Genomic DNA, 15,398 nt, shown 5'->3' with positions numbered 1-15,398 from the left:
GGGGATGCGTCTTACGCATTACGATTTAAACCCCACCGGGCGGCACGTCATTTTCTTTTTTCTCTTTTTTCTTCTTTTCTTCCAAATAACGTTCGTAAATTTTCTCTTTTATCAGAAACTCCACCAGATTTTTGTCCAGCTCTTCATTTTTTGCCATAGACGCCAGTATTTCATATACCTTTTCCAGTGGCATGGCTTTTTTGTATGAACGGTCAGCTGCCGTAAGGGCTTCTGTAATATCTGCAACGGCAATAAGGCGGCCTTCAATCGGTATATTATCACCTTTCATCCCAAGTGGGTATCCTTTCCCATTAATATACTCATGGTGCGTCCCGGCAAAGCAGGGCACGTTCTTAAGTTTTTTTGTAAAAGGGATCTGCTTAAGCATCTTCAACGTCATAGCCGCGTGATTCTGCATAATTTTCCGTTCCTCTTCCGTTATACTTCCTTTACGGATGGAAAGGTTTTTCAATTCATCTTCACTCAAATAATTTTGCTCATGCCCGTTTGCGTCTATGTAGGTTAATTGGCTTATGTTTTTCAATCGTTCTGTTTTTTCATTTTCCAGAAACTCTCCCGGCCTGTTACATTGGAGCACAAATTCTTTCATTTCCTTCAATGTGCAGACCTCTTTGAGCATTTCTTCATCCAAATTCTCAATCTCATTTTTTTCAGCGTGCTTTTCCAGCAGCTCTGCCTTTTTCTGAAAATACACTTTTTCTGTCTGTTGGATTAAATAATCAAAACGCAATTCCACATAATGAATCCGGTCAAAAATCGCCTCAAGTTTGTTTCCTTTTTCAACGACATTTACCGGAGTAGTGACTTTTCCAATATCATGCATCCAGGCGGCAGTTCGCAATTCGCACATCTGATCTTCATTAAAATAAACATGCGCAAAAGGTCCTTCTTTTTGTGCGTTCATTGCTTTCGCCATCATCATGGTTAACTCAGCAACACGCTGGATATGTCCGCCGGTAACGGGTGATTTTTCGTCAATCGCAGTAGCCATTACTTTTACAAACGCGCTAAACAATTCTTCCATATCTTTAATCAACTTTGCATTCGTAAATGCAACTGCAGCCTGTGAGGCAAGCGAATGTACAAGATTTTCAAAATCAGCGGAAAAAGGAATCACTTCTCCCGTTCGCCTCTCCTGCGCGTTAATAAGCTGAAGAACGCCAATAACGTCATTCTCATGATTCTTCATGGGGACGACAAGCATGGATTTTGTCCGATACTTGGTAGTGGCGTCAAATTTTTTAGGCCCGGTAAAGTCAAATAATTCAGAGTCATAAACATCAGGAATATTAACACTAACATCTTTAATTGCTGCATAAGCTGAAACATTAGACTCCTTCAATTCAACCGGAGGAAATGTTATTTCTTTGCCTGAGCATCCCCCCATCCTGATATTCATAGAAACATTTTGCAGTATCTTAAATTTCAGATATTCACCTTCCTTAGTATAAAGAGTGCCTGCATCGGCATTCGTAAATCTGCAGGCTTCATCAACAATCATCTCAAGCAGTTTATCCAGATTCCTCTCTCCGGAGAGCGCCCGTCCAATGTCAACAAGTTTCATTATCTGTCTTTTGAGAACGCCAGCAGATAAATCATCGCTCCATTGAAATTTCATTTTTTCATCTTTTTTTCCACAGAGTGACGTCCTGTGTATCTTCAAGTGTTATTCCTATTTCCGTGAGTTTGTTTCTGATAAAATCTGACAATTGAAATAGTTTCTCCTTCCGGAGTTGGTTTCGGGTATCGATAAGAACTCCCATTACTTCTTTCAGTACGCTTTTATCGCCTTCACTGAAATCATCCTCAATATCAGCCTTCACTTCTTTGCGCACAGGAACAATGCCGAGTATGCCATCCCCAAGTTCCTGATAGAGTGAATTTATATCTTCCATGCATTTTTTACTCACTTCTTCGCCGGAATCCAGTAATGCATTCACCTCTTTAGACAAATCAAAAAGGGCTGCAATAGCGCCTGATGTATTAATATCCTCATCCATGGCGTTAAGAAAAGCCTTTTTATGCTCTTCCAGTTTTTCATAAACAAGAACAGTCGTTTCTCCATTCGCAGCTTCATCTATTTGCCGCCGCACCCTCTTTATCGTATTAAACAAACGTTTCAAACCTTTATCCGCAGCGTCCAGCGCCTCATTGCTAAAATCGAGCGGACTGCGGTAGTGGGTTGAGAGAATAAAGAATCGTATCGTTAACGGATGGTATTTTTTAAACGCATCCTTGAGGGTTACAAAATTTCCCAAGGATTTTCCCATTTTTTGCCCGTTTACGGTAACCATATTATTATGAATCCAATAACGAACAAAGGTCATATCGTTTGCCGCCTCGCTCTGCGCGATTTCGCATTCATGATGAGGGAACATATTCTCAATGCCTCCGCCATGAATGTCTAACGATTCGCCAAGATATTTCATTGACATTGCGGAACATTCAAGATGCCATCCTGGGAATCCTTCTCCCCACGGGCTTTTCCATCTCATAATATGCGCAGGCTCCGCCTTTTTCCAAAGCGCAAAATCATTGGGATTCCTTTTCTCCAGGTTAATTTCTATCCTTGCGCCCGCCTCCAGATCTTCCTGCTTTCGTCCCGAGAGTTTTCCGTATTCCCTGTATTTGCTTACTTCAAAATAAACGGAACCATTGGACACATACGCATACCCCTTACTGATCAACTTTTCTATAAGTTCTATTTGTTCGGGTATATGCGCTGTAGCCCTTGGAGAAATATCCGGCCTTAGATTGTTCAGCGCATCCATATCTTCAAAATAACTGCGCGTATATATTTCCACAAGCACTGCAGGCTCTATACGTTCCCTTTGAGCGCGCGCCAGGATTTTGTCGTCACCGGCGTCTGCGTTGTCGGTAAGGTGTCCCACATCCGTTATATTTTGCACGTAGCACACCTTATATCCAAGATATCTCAGATACCTGACTATGACGTCATAGCTCACGTAACTCTTTGCGTGTCCAATATGAGGATGATCATAAACCGTAGGACCGCAAACATACATATTGACGTGCCCCTCAACCAATGGTTTGAATACTTCCTTTTTCTTTGTAATTGAATTGTAAAATTTTAGCGTCATGATTTATTTTTCTCAGTTTTCATAAAAGGTAATATTTTAGTTTTTTGAAAATCCGGTGCCGGTTCAGGTTTGTAACCTTAACCCGCCGTGAGTTTGAATGCTCAAAACATTTTGAATTTGATTCGTATTTCGATATTTGGTTGCGGCCAAAGGCCTTGCCAGGAGCTTCCTGAGTATAAGGGGCTTTGTGTTGTTTGAAAATCAATTACCCCTCGAACTACCATTCCAGAGGTACATTGGTTTTGTGATGCTCTGGCTCTGCTCCGGAAAGCGGGAAATATCTAATGTAATTGTGTTTTTTTGTGAAAGTTTCGTGCATAGCAGGCCAAACAATTCTGCAAACCCATATAGTCTTTTGTATCTTACTATGGTTGCTTCATCAATACCTGATGCCTTTTTTGCCATACCAATCGCATCTTCCAAATAACCGATCTTGTCAACCAAACCGGCTTCAAGGGCCTGTTTCCCTGTATAAATTCTGCCGTCGGCAATCTTTTTTACCTCCTCTACGTCCAGATTTCTCCCGATGGAAACAACTTCAACAAACTGCATGTACATTTCGTTGATAATATTTTGGAGTATTTCGGTTTCTTCCTCCGTCATCTGTTTCAGAGGAGACCCGATTTCCTTCATATCCCCTGATGCAATTGAATTATCGACAACACCATGACGGTTAATAAATTCCGAAATATTTATTAACGGCATAATTACGCCAATGCTTCCTGTAATGGTCGTAGGGTGAGCAACGATAAAATCTGCCGCAGAGGCAATATAATATCCCCCCGAAGCGGCAATATCTTCCATATATACCACTATTTTTTTCTGCGTATTCTTCTTAAACTTTATAATTTGATGATACATAATATCACTTGCCGTGATGCCCCCGCCCGGGCTTTCTATTTCAAGCAAAACCGCTTTGACCTGAACATCGTTTGCCGCATGTTCCAGTTGTTCCTTTACGATTTCAACAATACTCGGTTTTTCTATAAAAAGATTTCCAGTAGTCTCATTTGTCAAAATCCCCTTCACAGAAATAACAGCAATCTTATTCTCACCACTTCCTTCAACTATCTCTTCTGTGACATATTTTTTGTCCATAGCACCGCCTGCAATAATCGATTTGCCCATCATAAGCGACCCAATCAACAGCAGAAACGAAAAAAGAGTACATAAAAAGAAGAATGTCGCAAGGCCGGTGGCTACCCAAAAACCGGCGCCCCTTTTATTTTTAATATAGACAAACGGTCCGGTTATTCCATTTGGCAAAACGGTATTATTTATTTCTGACATTTAACCCTACCTTATTTCTTCACACATACAGGGAATTTTTCCACACACAGGGCAACCGGTAGTATATTTAGCAATTGCCTCTTCCATTTTAACTCCTGATATGCTTGCCAGGGAAAAAAGCCATGCAAGCACATCGGCAAACTCCTTTTCCAATTCTTCTTTATTGTTATCTCTCAACGCACGCGAAAGCTCTCCAACCTCTTCGGTAAACCACATAAAGGTCTTTGCCAAACCCCGCTTCGAATCTTTCTCCAGATACATTTCTTCAATAAGCTTCTGAAATTTACTAATATTCATACATCAGATATCAAAAAAACTACCAAAATTACCTGTTTCATTTCGTATCATCATTTTCGCCTTGCCATATTGGTATGAGCGAATGTTTTATCTCCAGCATATCCAGTATTTTTGCAACTACAAAATCCACCTGATCGGCTATTGTCCCCGGATTGTGATAGAAACCCGGCATTGCCGGCAAAATACACGTTCCTGCTGAAGACAGTTTCAGCATCGACTCCAAATGAATCGACGATAAAGGCGTTTCACGGGGTACCATTATCAGCTTTCTTCGTTCTTTTATCGTTACGTTTGCAACACGCTGAATGAGGTTGCTCGCAATCCCACATGCGATAGAACATAGTGTATTCATACTGCACGGAACAATAACCATTGCTTTTACAGGAAATTGACTGCCGGCAATCGTTGCGCTGATATTCGAGTTATTGTAATACGTTATATTATTCGCGGAGCGCCCTAATAACGCATCATAATTTGGTTTTTCACAAGGCAAATCAATGCCCAATTCATGGTGTATCACCTTAAATGCGGCGTCGGAAATTGATATATGGAGTGAAATATCATTTTTACTTAACACCTGCAAAAGCCGTTGTGCATACACAACACCACTTGCGCCAGTAATTCCAACGACAATATTTTCCACACACAATTCCTTATCCCTGAAACAATTTTAACACCGCAAGTACATTATATATTGCGTGAGTATAAACGGCAATACCAAGCCCTCTAAACATAAAAATACATGCCAATATTATACCGGATAGCATTCTAAACATGAAACTTGTATAGGTAAACGCGCCGCTCAAACCTCCGATATAATGCATAATCGTAAATATCAGCGCGCTGAAAATAATACTCACTACGGCGCTAAGCGGTTTGCTTGCCTTTAGTACTTTTGTTATGAATAAATAGAAAGCAGAAACAAGCAACAGTCTGAAAACTATTTCTTCATAAACGCCGGCGCCTACTGAAAGGAGTATTCCTCCTCCTGTCTCCCAATGAAAGGGCATAGCAAGCAAATACGGAAATAACACCTTATATACTACAAAACCAGCCACATAACCAATAAACAGGGCATAAACAACACTTTCAATGAACATCGGGAAGTACAGAAATACATTAAGATTATGTTCTTTTTCAATATAAAATACCGCTACCAGAAGAAACACTATTACCAGTAGATTGAATACCAGCGACCCGCTTTTGCCGAATAGTGTTAATGGTGTTTTTGTGATGGTATCTGCGGTGTTTTTTAATGCTGAGCCGTAAAATGCAATCCCCGCTTCATAGAGAATAAGTAAGGGCAAGATAAATACAAAACTATTTGCAAGACGTTTCGAACGGGAAAAATACAAACTCTTCATTGATAAAAAGATTTCAGGAAAAAAGAGATTGTCGCTGCAAACCCAAAACCCCAGCAATAATATGCAAACATATACAATCTGCCTCTTTGTACAATTTTTATAAGGAATTGCAAGGCAAGATATCCTACGATAAAGGCCGCGCCGGCGCCGGCAGCCAGAGGGATAAGGTTTTTATCATGCATAACATCTATCTTTCGTGCCTGAAGAATCACCGCGCCAACAATCGCAGGTATACTGAGAAGAAATGAGTACCGAACCGCTGATTCACGGCTAACTCCCATGTAGGAAGCCGCCGAGATTGTCAGGCCGGAACGGGAAATGCCCGGAATAATTGCAATCCCTTGTACAGCGCCTATAACCAAAGCGCGTAACACATTTAACGGCTTTCCGCCAGGGTTTTTTACTCCAATGAATTTTGTCAACCACAGAATGAGGCCTGTGATAAGAATTGCAACCGCAGCAAGAAGTGGTTCATTAAATAATGACTCAAACATATCTTCAAATAACAGCGCAATGATCCCGGTAGGTATAGTTCCAATAAGAATTAACATAAATAACCGTGTGTATTGGTCCTCCGCCCAAATTTCCTTTGGACGACATCCGGAACATAGTTTTAGCGTGGAAATAATTGTCCCGCGAAAGATTTCCAGAATATCCTTCCAGAAAACAGCAAAGATAGAAAGCAATGTGCCCAGGTGCAGCACCACCTCCAAAAGGACGCCGTTGGTTTCTTTCACCTGCAAATAATCTTTTAAGATAACCAGATGACCGGAGCTGCTTACCGGCAGGAATTCCGTTAAACCCTGGATTATCCCAAGGACAATATGTTCAATCATACAATTTCTCGCTTTTAATATCCATTATTCATATCGCAGCAAAGCCGCAACTAAAAAAGGTTTAACCACAAAGAATATAAAGAAAAACTTACAAATAAAAAAACTTTTACCGGGTAATACAATAAAGGTTTGCCAGTATATCAGCCAGTCGGAAGGCTGTCAATAACGTTTCATTTAACGCCCAAATACAATCCTCAATCCTCAGCCTGCAGTTTGCCGACTACCGATTGCAGCTTATTTTACCCTACCTGCCCACTTTTATTACCTGAAACTCCTTGTAATTAAAAATTATTTGACAAAAGGGGTCGATGTGCTACAATTTTTGAAATGCCTATTGCGGTTTGCCGTATTGCAGTAATTTACGGTTAAACAGAAGTTTATCTTGAGGATGTGGCCAATGATTCCCGTATCACTTTCAAAAATTGTAATCACTGAAACAAGTGATCATCAGGTCATTGTGTTAAAAGAACTGGAAGGGAAAAGAAGCTTTCCCATCATAATTGGCCTTAATGAAGCATGGGCAATTGACCGCGCAGTAAAGGGAATCAGTACCCCACGCCCTTTGACGCATGATTTAATTACAAGAATTATAGAAAGTCTTAATGCAGACGTAGAGCGGGTGGTCATCAGCGATCTGAGAAATAATACTTTTTATGCAAAAATTGTATTGCGACAAGACGGAAATATCATTGAAATTGATTCAAGGCCTAGCGATGCAGTAGCGCTGGCTATGCAGAAAAATACACCTATCTTTGTTGCAAGCAAGGTATTGGAAGAAGTCTGCAAAACAGAAGACTGTTTTTAAAACGGAGGGATGGCCGAGTGGACTATGGCGGCAGTCTTGAAAACTGCAGGAGGTGTAAGCCTTCCGTGGGTTCGAATCCTACTCCCTCCGCCATTTTTCAGTTTTAACTTTACTGATGGAAGTTTTTATATCAACCGCTGGCGTTATTCCTGATAACAAGTAAGAAACCAGCGGTTTATTATTTTATTAAATAATTCCAATACATAAAACTATTACCGGAGAGGTGGCTGAGCGGCTGAAAGCGACGGTTTGCTAAACCGTTGTAGGGTCTAAAGCCCTACCCCGGGTTCGAATCCCGGCCTCTCCGCCATATACTATATGCCCTGTTAATTCCTGTATTACCTTACGTGTGGCTTGTTAGCAGGCGATTGCCCTGTTCTTTGGCGCAACAGGTAGTATTGCCAGGCAAAACCCTTTTTTATTTGTAAGATTTTCTTTGTGTACTTTGCAGTTAAAGCCTTTTTGGTTACGGCATTTTTCTAAAAAGAAAAACATTCCTCAGAAACCCTGGCATTAAGAAAAACACCATTATGCTGCGTTTCTTCAGAATGAACATTCCCTCCTTATCTGTATGAAAATCGGAATTATTGCAGATACGCATGATAATATTCCAGCAATCAAAAAAGCTGTTCGTTTTTTTAATACACAGGATTTAGAATATATCATTCATGCAGGCGATTTTGTCGCCCCATTTTCCCTGAAAGAATTGATGCATGTGAAAGCCCGGTTTATTGGGGTGTTTGGCAATAATGATGGCGAACAAAAGGGCTTGCTTGGCGTCTGCAACGATATCCACATTCCGCCATATACTATTACCATAGACGGAAAAACAATCCTTGTGTCACATATGCCTGAAATGTTAACCGGCAGTGTGAATATTGAAAATATTGACATCATTATAAGCGCCCATACGCATACGCCGGAAATTTCCAGAGGGAAACCATTATACATAAACCCTGGAGAATGCTGTGGCTGGGTCAGCGGCAAAAGTACCGTAGCTTTATTAAATCTTAAAACATTCCATGCGGAGATAGTCGATCTTTCACCGGCATCTTAACAACCACTTAAAATATATGAAATTTTTCAAAATAATCTTTCAATCAATTGCGCCCTGCATAGCCGCCAGCTCAATTTTGTGCGGCTGTGTACTTCGTACGATCACCATTGATTCAGAACCTCCCGGAGCAACGGTTTATCTGGACGACGAACCTATCGGGCAAACTCCGGTGACCACAAAATTCACCTATTACGGAACCAGAAAATTTTCCCTGGAAAAAACAGACATAGACGGCAGGTTGCTGGCAAAACGGCTCACTGTCTATGAAAAAATCAAAACACCCTATTATCAATATGTACCTCTGGATTTTTTCGCAGAACTCATTCTCCCTATAAAAATTGAAGATGCACATTATTTCCTTTATAAACTGGAACCGGTGGAAGAAAGACCTGTGGAAGAACACAAAGAGGAACTCCTGAAGAATGCATCAGAATTAAAAGAACAGTTATTTCAGCATACTTCCCATTAAATTGTAACACTTTAGTTTTTTGAAAAATTCCCGGGATAGAAAAAATACCATGTAGCCCTGTTAGGGGCGGTCTGTTTGTAACGGATGTTCACCCCTGCCAAAACGCATAAGTGCTTAATACATAGTTTGTTAAGGCTGTATTTTTAATAAATATGTAGTCACTAATATATTGTTATTATCCGACAATATACTTGACGGATAATGGTTGTTATCTGTACAATGGTGGACATGCATATTGTAGAGAACAAGTCAAAATCCGGTAAAAAAATCTATCGATCTACCCTTCTGCGGGAATCGTACCGTGAGGATGGGAAGGTCAAGAAACGCACCATTGCGAATCTGTCGAATTGCACTCCCCTGGAGATTGAAGCGATAAGACTTGCACTCGCACATAAAGACGATCTCTGTGCATTGGGCGCATTGTCAGAATCGGTGAAACTCCATGAGGGTTTGTCTGTGGGAGCAGCGTGGAGCGTGTACCAAGTGGCAAAGGAATTAGGGATAGAAGAGGCATTGGGAAAGGACTTTGAAGGAAAGCTGGCGCTTTGGCAAGTAATGGCAAGGGTAATAGGCCAGGGGTCAAGACTGTCTGCAGTAAGGCTGGCGCAGATACATGCTGCGGGTGACGTCCTGGATATGAAGCGTGGGTTTGACGAGAACAATCTGTACGATAATTTGTCATGGTTGTCAGAGAATCAGGCAAAGATAGAGCGAAAGCTGTTTGAGTTAAGACGAGGAGGCAATAAGCCGAAGTTGTTTTTGTATGACGTGACGAGCAGTTATTTAGAGGGGAAGTCGAATCATTTTGGTGAGTACGGGTATAATCGTGACGGCAAAAAGAGGAAAAAACAGATAGTGATCGGTATGCTTTGTGATGAATCCGGGGAGCCGGTATCAACAGAAGTATTTAGGGGCAACACCCAGGATCCGAAGACCTTTGAATCTCAGGTAAAGAAGGTATTAGAGTGGTTTGGATGCAAAGATGTAACGATTGTAGGAGATCGTGGGATGATCAAGACGGTGCAAATCGAAAGTTTACCGGAAGGGTTTCATTACATAACGGCGATAACCAAGCCGCAGATAGAGTCGTTGATAAATAAAGGGATACTGCAATTAGGATTGTTCGAAGAAAAGCTCTGCGAGATAAAGGATGATGAGGTTCGATATATTCTGAGGCGCAATCCGGTAAGGGCGGAAGAGATGTCAAAGACCCGTGTATCAAAATTACAGAGTATAGAGAAATACATCGTGAAGAAGAACAGTTATCTGAAGGAACATCCTAAGTCGTCAGTATCGAAGGCCCTGGAAACAACAAGGGAAAGGCTAACGAGATTGAAACTTGATGGGTGGGTGCAGATAAAAGAAGAGGATAGGACGCTAAAGATAGAGAGAGCTGAGGAAGCATTAAAGGAGGCATCATACCTTGATGGTTGTTACGCAATCAAGACTGATCTTGAGGAGAACGAGGCGGATACCAATCTGGTACATGAACGATACAAGGATTTAACGGAAGTGGAGAAGGCGTTTCGGGACTGTAAGACGGTGAATTTGGAGGTTCGTCCGGTGTATGTAAGAAAGGAGGATAGTACACGGGGACATGTGTTTGTGGTAATGCTTGCGTACATGATAATTCGAAGGCTGCGCAGAGCGTGGAAGAATTTTGACTTGACGGTAGAGGAAGGTCTCGCACAATTGACGACCATTTGTTCGATGGAAGTAACAATCAAAGGCCAAAAAGCTAGTTGCCAGAAGATCCCGTGTCCGCGGCAACAATCACATGAATTATTAGAGGCATTACAGATAAAGTTGCCAGAAGTATTGCCAAGCCGGAACATACGGGTAGTCACTAGAAAAAAGCTTGCTGTTCGGCGTAAAAGCCAATAAATATAAGGCTTTTACGGCACTTTTGTTTTTTGACTTGGGGTGAACATCCGTTGTAGCGCAATAAAATTCAATAAGGTAAATAGCTCCGTAGGAGCGGCCTGTCCGTATTCAGGTAGACCTGTTTATATGGATTTACAAAAGACAGGTCGCTCGTAACAGAGCTAATCTCTGTTATAATATCCTATTTTGCTACAAACAGGCTGCTCCTACGGAGCTTATAGGTAGTACATTTTTCAAAAAACTAAAGTGTTACATTAAATTAGATCGGGTTTCTTGCCTCAACCCAACCTTGCCAGGCTATAAGCTCTGAAGGAGCAACCTGTTTGCAGCAGAACACAATGTCATAACAGCATTGAATTTTATTGGGCTACAAACAAATCATCACTGGCGGGGGCTGCATTGTTTTTTTATGTTTCCTGACTTTTTCAAAAATCTGAACTGTTACCCTTTTTTTGTAAAATGCTTATTCTTGGAATCGAAACCTCGTGTGACGAGACGTCTGTTGCAATAGTGAGAAATGGCAGGGAAATCGTATCGAATGTAATTTTCTCCCAGGACAAACTTCACCGTCCGTTCGGTGGCGTAGTACCTGAAATTGCATGCCGTGCGCATCTTGAATCCATTATCGGAATTATTCACTGTGCCATTACGGAAGCAGAGGTAAAATGTACCGATATCGATGCCATTGCCGTGGTAAATTCTCCGGGATTAATTGGCTCGCTGTTAATTGGCGTCACTGCGGCAAAGACGTTAAGCATGGCGTTCAACATTCCCCTCATTGCCGTTCATCATCTGCATGCCCACATATACGCAAACAATCTGGAGCATGATGCAATTCCCTACCCTGCGGTAAGTCTTGTTGTTTCAGGGGGACATACCACATTGTTTTTGTCGGAAAGGGAAACGCAACATGTCGTATTGGGGGAAACCATTGACGACGCCGCAGGAGAGGCGTTTGATAAAGTGGCTAAAATTTTGGGTCTTGGGTATCCCGGGGGGTCTGTAATTGACCAATTGGCAAAACAAGGCAACCGCAAAGCGATACCATTCCCAAGGGCATATCTGGGGAAAGATTCCCTCGATTTTAGTTTTAGCGGACTGAAAACTGCTGTATTATATCATGTTAAGGGACAGGACCAAAATCGGTCACAAACATCATTAAAAAACACCATGGATATTGCCGACATATCCGCAAGTTTTCAGGAAGCAGTTATTGATGTGCTTGTTCATAAAACAGTGGCTGCATCAAAAATACATCACGCCCGGAGCATATTAATTGGCGGAGGGGTTGCGGCAAATTCACGGTTGAGGGAAAAATTCCAGGAAATATCGCGCGAAATACGTTTACCCGTGTATTGTCCTTCCAGAGAACTTTGTACTGACAACGCCGCTATGGTGGCGGGACTAGCTTATTGGAAATATTCAGAAGGCAATATTTCAGACCTGCGCATGGAAGCCAATCCTTCGTGAGTCCTGGTTTTTATTCATACATTTATTTAACAGACAAAAAGATTTATGAAATTCATTGAACCTTCTGGCAATTGCTTTCATACTTAGTGTCTGAACGAAAACGCTGTAAGCCTTGAAATACGTGGTAAAGGAGGTTGAAAGTATCTGCATGAAGGGTTGAAAGTATAGTGAGTAGATGTTAAACTTAGGGCGTAGAATAAGGGAAGCGAGGGTACCAAGGGGTGAAAAGAGACAAACATTCGCCCAAAACATCAGAAAAACAGAGTCATCAAAAGGAGAACTGCCACGCCATGAGAAAAAGATTCGAGCCGCAAAGGAGACTTGGAAGCACACCAATATCAGAGGTAGAAATTCCCGAAAAGAGCAGGGATGAGTTAGCGCCGATTTTGAGGGCATTACAATACATATTTGTTACAGAGGAATTACGAGAGGAAGTATTCAGGGTATTGGAAGCAAAGGTAAAGGGTGGGAAGAAAGAGACAGGGCGTAATGGTATGGAGTTATGGCAGATAATGGTAATAGGAGTGGTGAGATTGGGATTAGATGCGGATTATGACAGGTTGGAAGATATGGTGAATCACCATAGTCTGATTCGTCAGATAATGGGAGTAGATACCGTATTTGGGAGGGGTAAGAAGTATTCGCTGCAAAGCATCAAGGATAACGTAAGATTGCTCGATGAGGAGACGTTGGGGAAGATTAATGATGTGGTGGTAAAGGCAGGCCAGAGGCTGGCAAAGAACGGACGGGAGGAGAAGCTCCGCATAAAGACGGATACGTATGTGGTGGAGACAAACGTACATTTTCCTACGGACATGAATTTGCTGTGGGATGCGGGTAGGAAGTGCCTTGATGGGATAGAGGCATTTATAGAGGGAGGGGTATTGAACGGGAAAGGATGGAGAAAGGTAAAGAATTGGAGGAAAGAGCTAAAGAGTCTGATGAGGAGTAGTTCGAAAGCGGCAAGTGGTGGTGGAAACAAGAAAGAGGAGGCGGTTAAGAAGCAAGTAAAAGAGTATCTTGGATTAGCAAAGAGATTAAGTGAGAAGATAGGTGCGAGCATAATAGCGGTGTACGAAAAAATATTAACAACGGGTGCGGAAGAAATGCAGAAAGAGGCATTGGAGTCGATGGAATATTTTTATCAGATGCTGGAGAAGCACAGAGATTTGGTAGAGAGGAGAATTATCAAGGAAGAGCAAATACCGGTAGGGGAAAAGGTATATTCACTGTTTGAACCACACACAGAATGGTTGAGTAAAGGGAAGGCGAATAAGAGGGTGGAATTAGGCCACAATCTGGTGATAGCAAGTGACCAATGGGGGTTTATCGGATATCACCAAGTAGTGGAAAAAGAAGCAGATGTGGCGTTAATTCTGCCGTTAGCAGACAAGCTATTAAATTTGTTTGGTGAAGAAGAGATAGAAAGTATAAGTGCAGACAAGGGTTTTTACAAGAAGGAATACAAGGAACTGATAAGTCTTTATATACCGAAAGTGATCATACCGAAGAAAGGAAAAAGGAATAAGGCGGAGACAGAAGAAGAATCGGAGAGTACATTTAAAAAACTCAGGCACAAGCACTCAGCGGTGGAGTCAGATATTAACCGGTTAGAACATCATGGGCTGGACAGATGCTTAGACAAAGGGATAGAAGGATTTAAAAGATACTGCGCATTAGGAGTGCTGGCGGCAAATTTGCACACGATGGGGAGTATATTGCAGAAGAAAGTCCGGGAAGAAAAAGAAACAGTACGTAAGGCAGCGTAAAAACACTCTCGAATAAAAATCCATGAGGGATAGTATGTCCGGAGAACATGAAAAGATGGTAAAAACGAGGGAAATGAATAAAACAACCGTATCATAGATTAAAGCGTAGAAGAAAAAGTTGAAAAAGGGGCAATTTAAAAAAATTTAAATTTGCTCAGAGAAAGAATCTTGCATAAAAAAGATAGTTTTCGTTCAGACACTACTTATGCCGGAATGGCTAGCTTAAACAAAGGGATAAGAGAATATTTATATGGACATTGACAACATACAGCAATTACTGGAAAATTATAAAAAAGATAAAATACCCTTAAACGATGTTCTTGATAAAATAAGAGAACTTCCTTACAAGGACATTGGCTTTGCGAAGATAGACATTCACCGGAAAATTCGTTGTGGTTATCCTGAAGTAATCTTTTGCATGGGGAAAACGCCTGAACAGGTGGTAAAGATTGTAGAGCATATTGTCGAAAGCGGACAAGACATGCTGGCAACGAGGGCAAGTGCAGAGGTTTATTACGCTGTCTCCGAAAAATTCCCTGAAGCTGTGTACCATGAACAGGCAAAGACAATTACCCTGCGCAAAACGCATGAAAATACAAACGAAGGACTCATCATGGTCGTTTCCGCCGGCACCTCTGATATTCCGGTGGCGGAAGAAGCAAGAATTACTGCAGAATTTATGGGCAATAGAGTGGAAACGTTATATGACGTCGGCGTTGCGGGCATTCACCGGCTAATGAAAAACCACGGAGAGTTGCTAAAGGCCAACGTTATCATTGTCGTTGCAGGAATGGAAGGCGCCCTTGCAAGCGTAGTGGGAGGGCTTGTAGATTGCCCTGTCATTGGTGTTCCCACAAGTATTGGCTATGGAGCAAGTTTCAATGGCATCGCCCCTCTTTTATCAATGTTGAACAGTTGTGCCTCCGGTGTTGCAGTGGTAAATATTGATAATGGTTTTGGCGCTGCATGTGTCGCCTCGCTGATTAACAGCAAAAGGAAAGAGTAATGATATTAAGGACTTGGAATTTTCTATTA

General features: G+C 41.6%; 14 protein-coding genes and 2 tRNA genes. 9 read left to right on the top strand and 7 right to left on the bottom strand.

Annotated elements, in window-relative coordinates; translation table 11 throughout:
* Nucleotides 1–25 precede the first annotated feature (25 nt).
* From KSMBR1_RS14835 to KSMBR1_RS14800, 7 genes are all read right to left on the bottom strand, one after another.
* Nucleotides 26–1,639: an HD family phosphohydrolase gene (locus tag KSMBR1_RS14835; protein WP_099326019.1), complete on the bottom strand. Its 1,614-nt coding sequence runs from the start codon at nucleotides 1,637–1,639 to the stop codon at nucleotides 26–28.
* Between the two features lie 4 nt (nucleotides 1,640–1,643).
* Nucleotides 1,644–3,122 carry a cysteine--tRNA ligase gene (gene cysS / locus KSMBR1_RS14830; protein WP_099326018.1) on the bottom strand — a complete coding sequence of 493 codons (1,479 nt, stop codon included), beginning with the start codon at nucleotides 3,120–3,122 and terminating at the stop codon, nucleotides 1,644–1,646.
* A 201-nt stretch (nucleotides 3,123–3,323) separates the two neighbouring features.
* A complete protein-coding gene (gene sppA / locus KSMBR1_RS14820) occupies nucleotides 3,324–4,412 on the bottom strand; it encodes a signal peptide peptidase SppA (RefSeq protein ID WP_099326016.1) in 1,089 nt (362 codons plus the stop codon).
* Between the two features lie 6 nt (nucleotides 4,413–4,418).
* The gene (locus KSMBR1_RS14815) at nucleotides 4,419–4,709 is read right to left on the bottom strand and encodes a MazG nucleotide pyrophosphohydrolase domain-containing protein (protein WP_099326015.1); all 291 of its coding nucleotides are present in this window, start codon (nucleotides 4,707–4,709) and stop codon (nucleotides 4,419–4,421) included.
* 37 nt (nucleotides 4,710–4,746) lie between these two features.
* On the bottom strand, nucleotides 4,747–5,352 hold the full coding sequence (locus KSMBR1_RS14810; RefSeq protein WP_099326014.1) for a UbiX family flavin prenyltransferase: 606 nt from the start codon (nucleotides 5,350–5,352) through the stop codon (nucleotides 4,747–4,749).
* 10 nt (nucleotides 5,353–5,362) lie between these two features.
* Entirely contained in the window at nucleotides 5,363–6,073 is a 711-nt protein-coding gene (locus tag KSMBR1_RS14805) for a CPBP family glutamic-type intramembrane protease (RefSeq protein ID WP_099326013.1), read from the bottom strand.
* Nucleotides 6,070–6,909 carry an undecaprenyl-diphosphate phosphatase gene (locus KSMBR1_RS14800; protein WP_099326012.1) on the bottom strand — a complete coding sequence of 280 codons (840 nt, stop codon included), beginning with the start codon at nucleotides 6,907–6,909 and terminating at the stop codon, nucleotides 6,070–6,072. The genes KSMBR1_RS14805 and KSMBR1_RS14800 overlap by 4 nt, the downstream gene beginning before the upstream one ends.
* A 397-nt stretch (nucleotides 6,910–7,306) precedes the next feature.
* Here KSMBR1_RS14800 and KSMBR1_RS14795 point away from each other — a divergent pair, with 397 nt between their 5' ends.
* The 9 genes from KSMBR1_RS14795 to larB all read left to right on the top strand — a co-directional run bounded on the left by KSMBR1_RS14795 (nucleotide 7,307) and on the right by larB (nucleotide 15,369).
* On the top strand, nucleotides 7,307–7,714 hold the full coding sequence (locus KSMBR1_RS14795; RefSeq protein WP_099326011.1) for a bifunctional nuclease family protein: 408 nt from the start codon (nucleotides 7,307–7,309) through the stop codon (nucleotides 7,712–7,714).
* Between the two features lie 3 nt (nucleotides 7,715–7,717).
* Nucleotides 7,718–7,807: transfer RNA gene (locus KSMBR1_RS14790), tRNA-Ser, on the top strand.
* Between the two features lie 124 nt (nucleotides 7,808–7,931).
* Nucleotides 7,932–8,024, top strand: a tRNA-Ser gene (locus tag KSMBR1_RS14785).
* 261 nt (nucleotides 8,025–8,285) lie between these two features.
* A complete protein-coding gene (locus KSMBR1_RS14780) occupies nucleotides 8,286–8,771 on the top strand; it encodes a metallophosphoesterase (protein WP_099326010.1) in 486 nt (161 codons plus the stop codon).
* Between the two features lie 16 nt (nucleotides 8,772–8,787).
* A complete protein-coding gene (locus tag KSMBR1_RS14775; protein WP_099326009.1) occupies nucleotides 8,788–9,240 on the top strand; it encodes a PEGA domain-containing protein in 453 nt (150 codons plus the stop codon).
* 228 nt (nucleotides 9,241–9,468) lie between these two features.
* On the top strand, nucleotides 9,469–11,124 hold the full coding sequence (locus KSMBR1_RS14770; RefSeq protein WP_099327081.1) for an IS1634 family transposase: 1,656 nt from the start codon (nucleotides 9,469–9,471) through the stop codon (nucleotides 11,122–11,124).
* Between the two features lie 459 nt (nucleotides 11,125–11,583).
* A complete protein-coding gene (gene tsaD, locus KSMBR1_RS14765) occupies nucleotides 11,584–12,594 on the top strand; it encodes a tRNA (adenosine(37)-N6)-threonylcarbamoyltransferase complex transferase subunit TsaD (protein ID WP_070065844.1) in 1,011 nt (336 codons plus the stop codon).
* A 290-nt stretch (nucleotides 12,595–12,884) separates the two neighbouring features.
* The gene (locus tag KSMBR1_RS14760) at nucleotides 12,885–14,363 is read left to right on the top strand and encodes an ISNCY-like element ISCku10 family transposase (protein ID WP_070065843.1); all 1,479 of its coding nucleotides are present in this window, start codon (nucleotides 12,885–12,887) and stop codon (nucleotides 14,361–14,363) included.
* A gap of 250 nt (nucleotides 14,364–14,613) precedes the next feature.
* Nucleotides 14,614–15,369: a nickel pincer cofactor biosynthesis protein LarB gene (gene larB, locus KSMBR1_RS14755; RefSeq protein WP_099326008.1), complete on the top strand. Its 756-nt coding sequence runs from the start codon at nucleotides 14,614–14,616 to the stop codon at nucleotides 15,367–15,369.
* Nucleotides 15,370–15,398: the final 29 nt, after the last annotated feature.

The organism is Candidatus Kuenenia stuttgartiensis (assembly GCF_900232105.1).
GTDB classification, from domain to species: Bacteria; Planctomycetota; Brocadiia; order Brocadiales; family Brocadiaceae; genus Kuenenia; species Kuenenia stuttgartiensis_A.
Note: the sequence above shows the minus strand (reverse complement) of the source record. Positions and strands in the feature narration are given on the sequence as shown.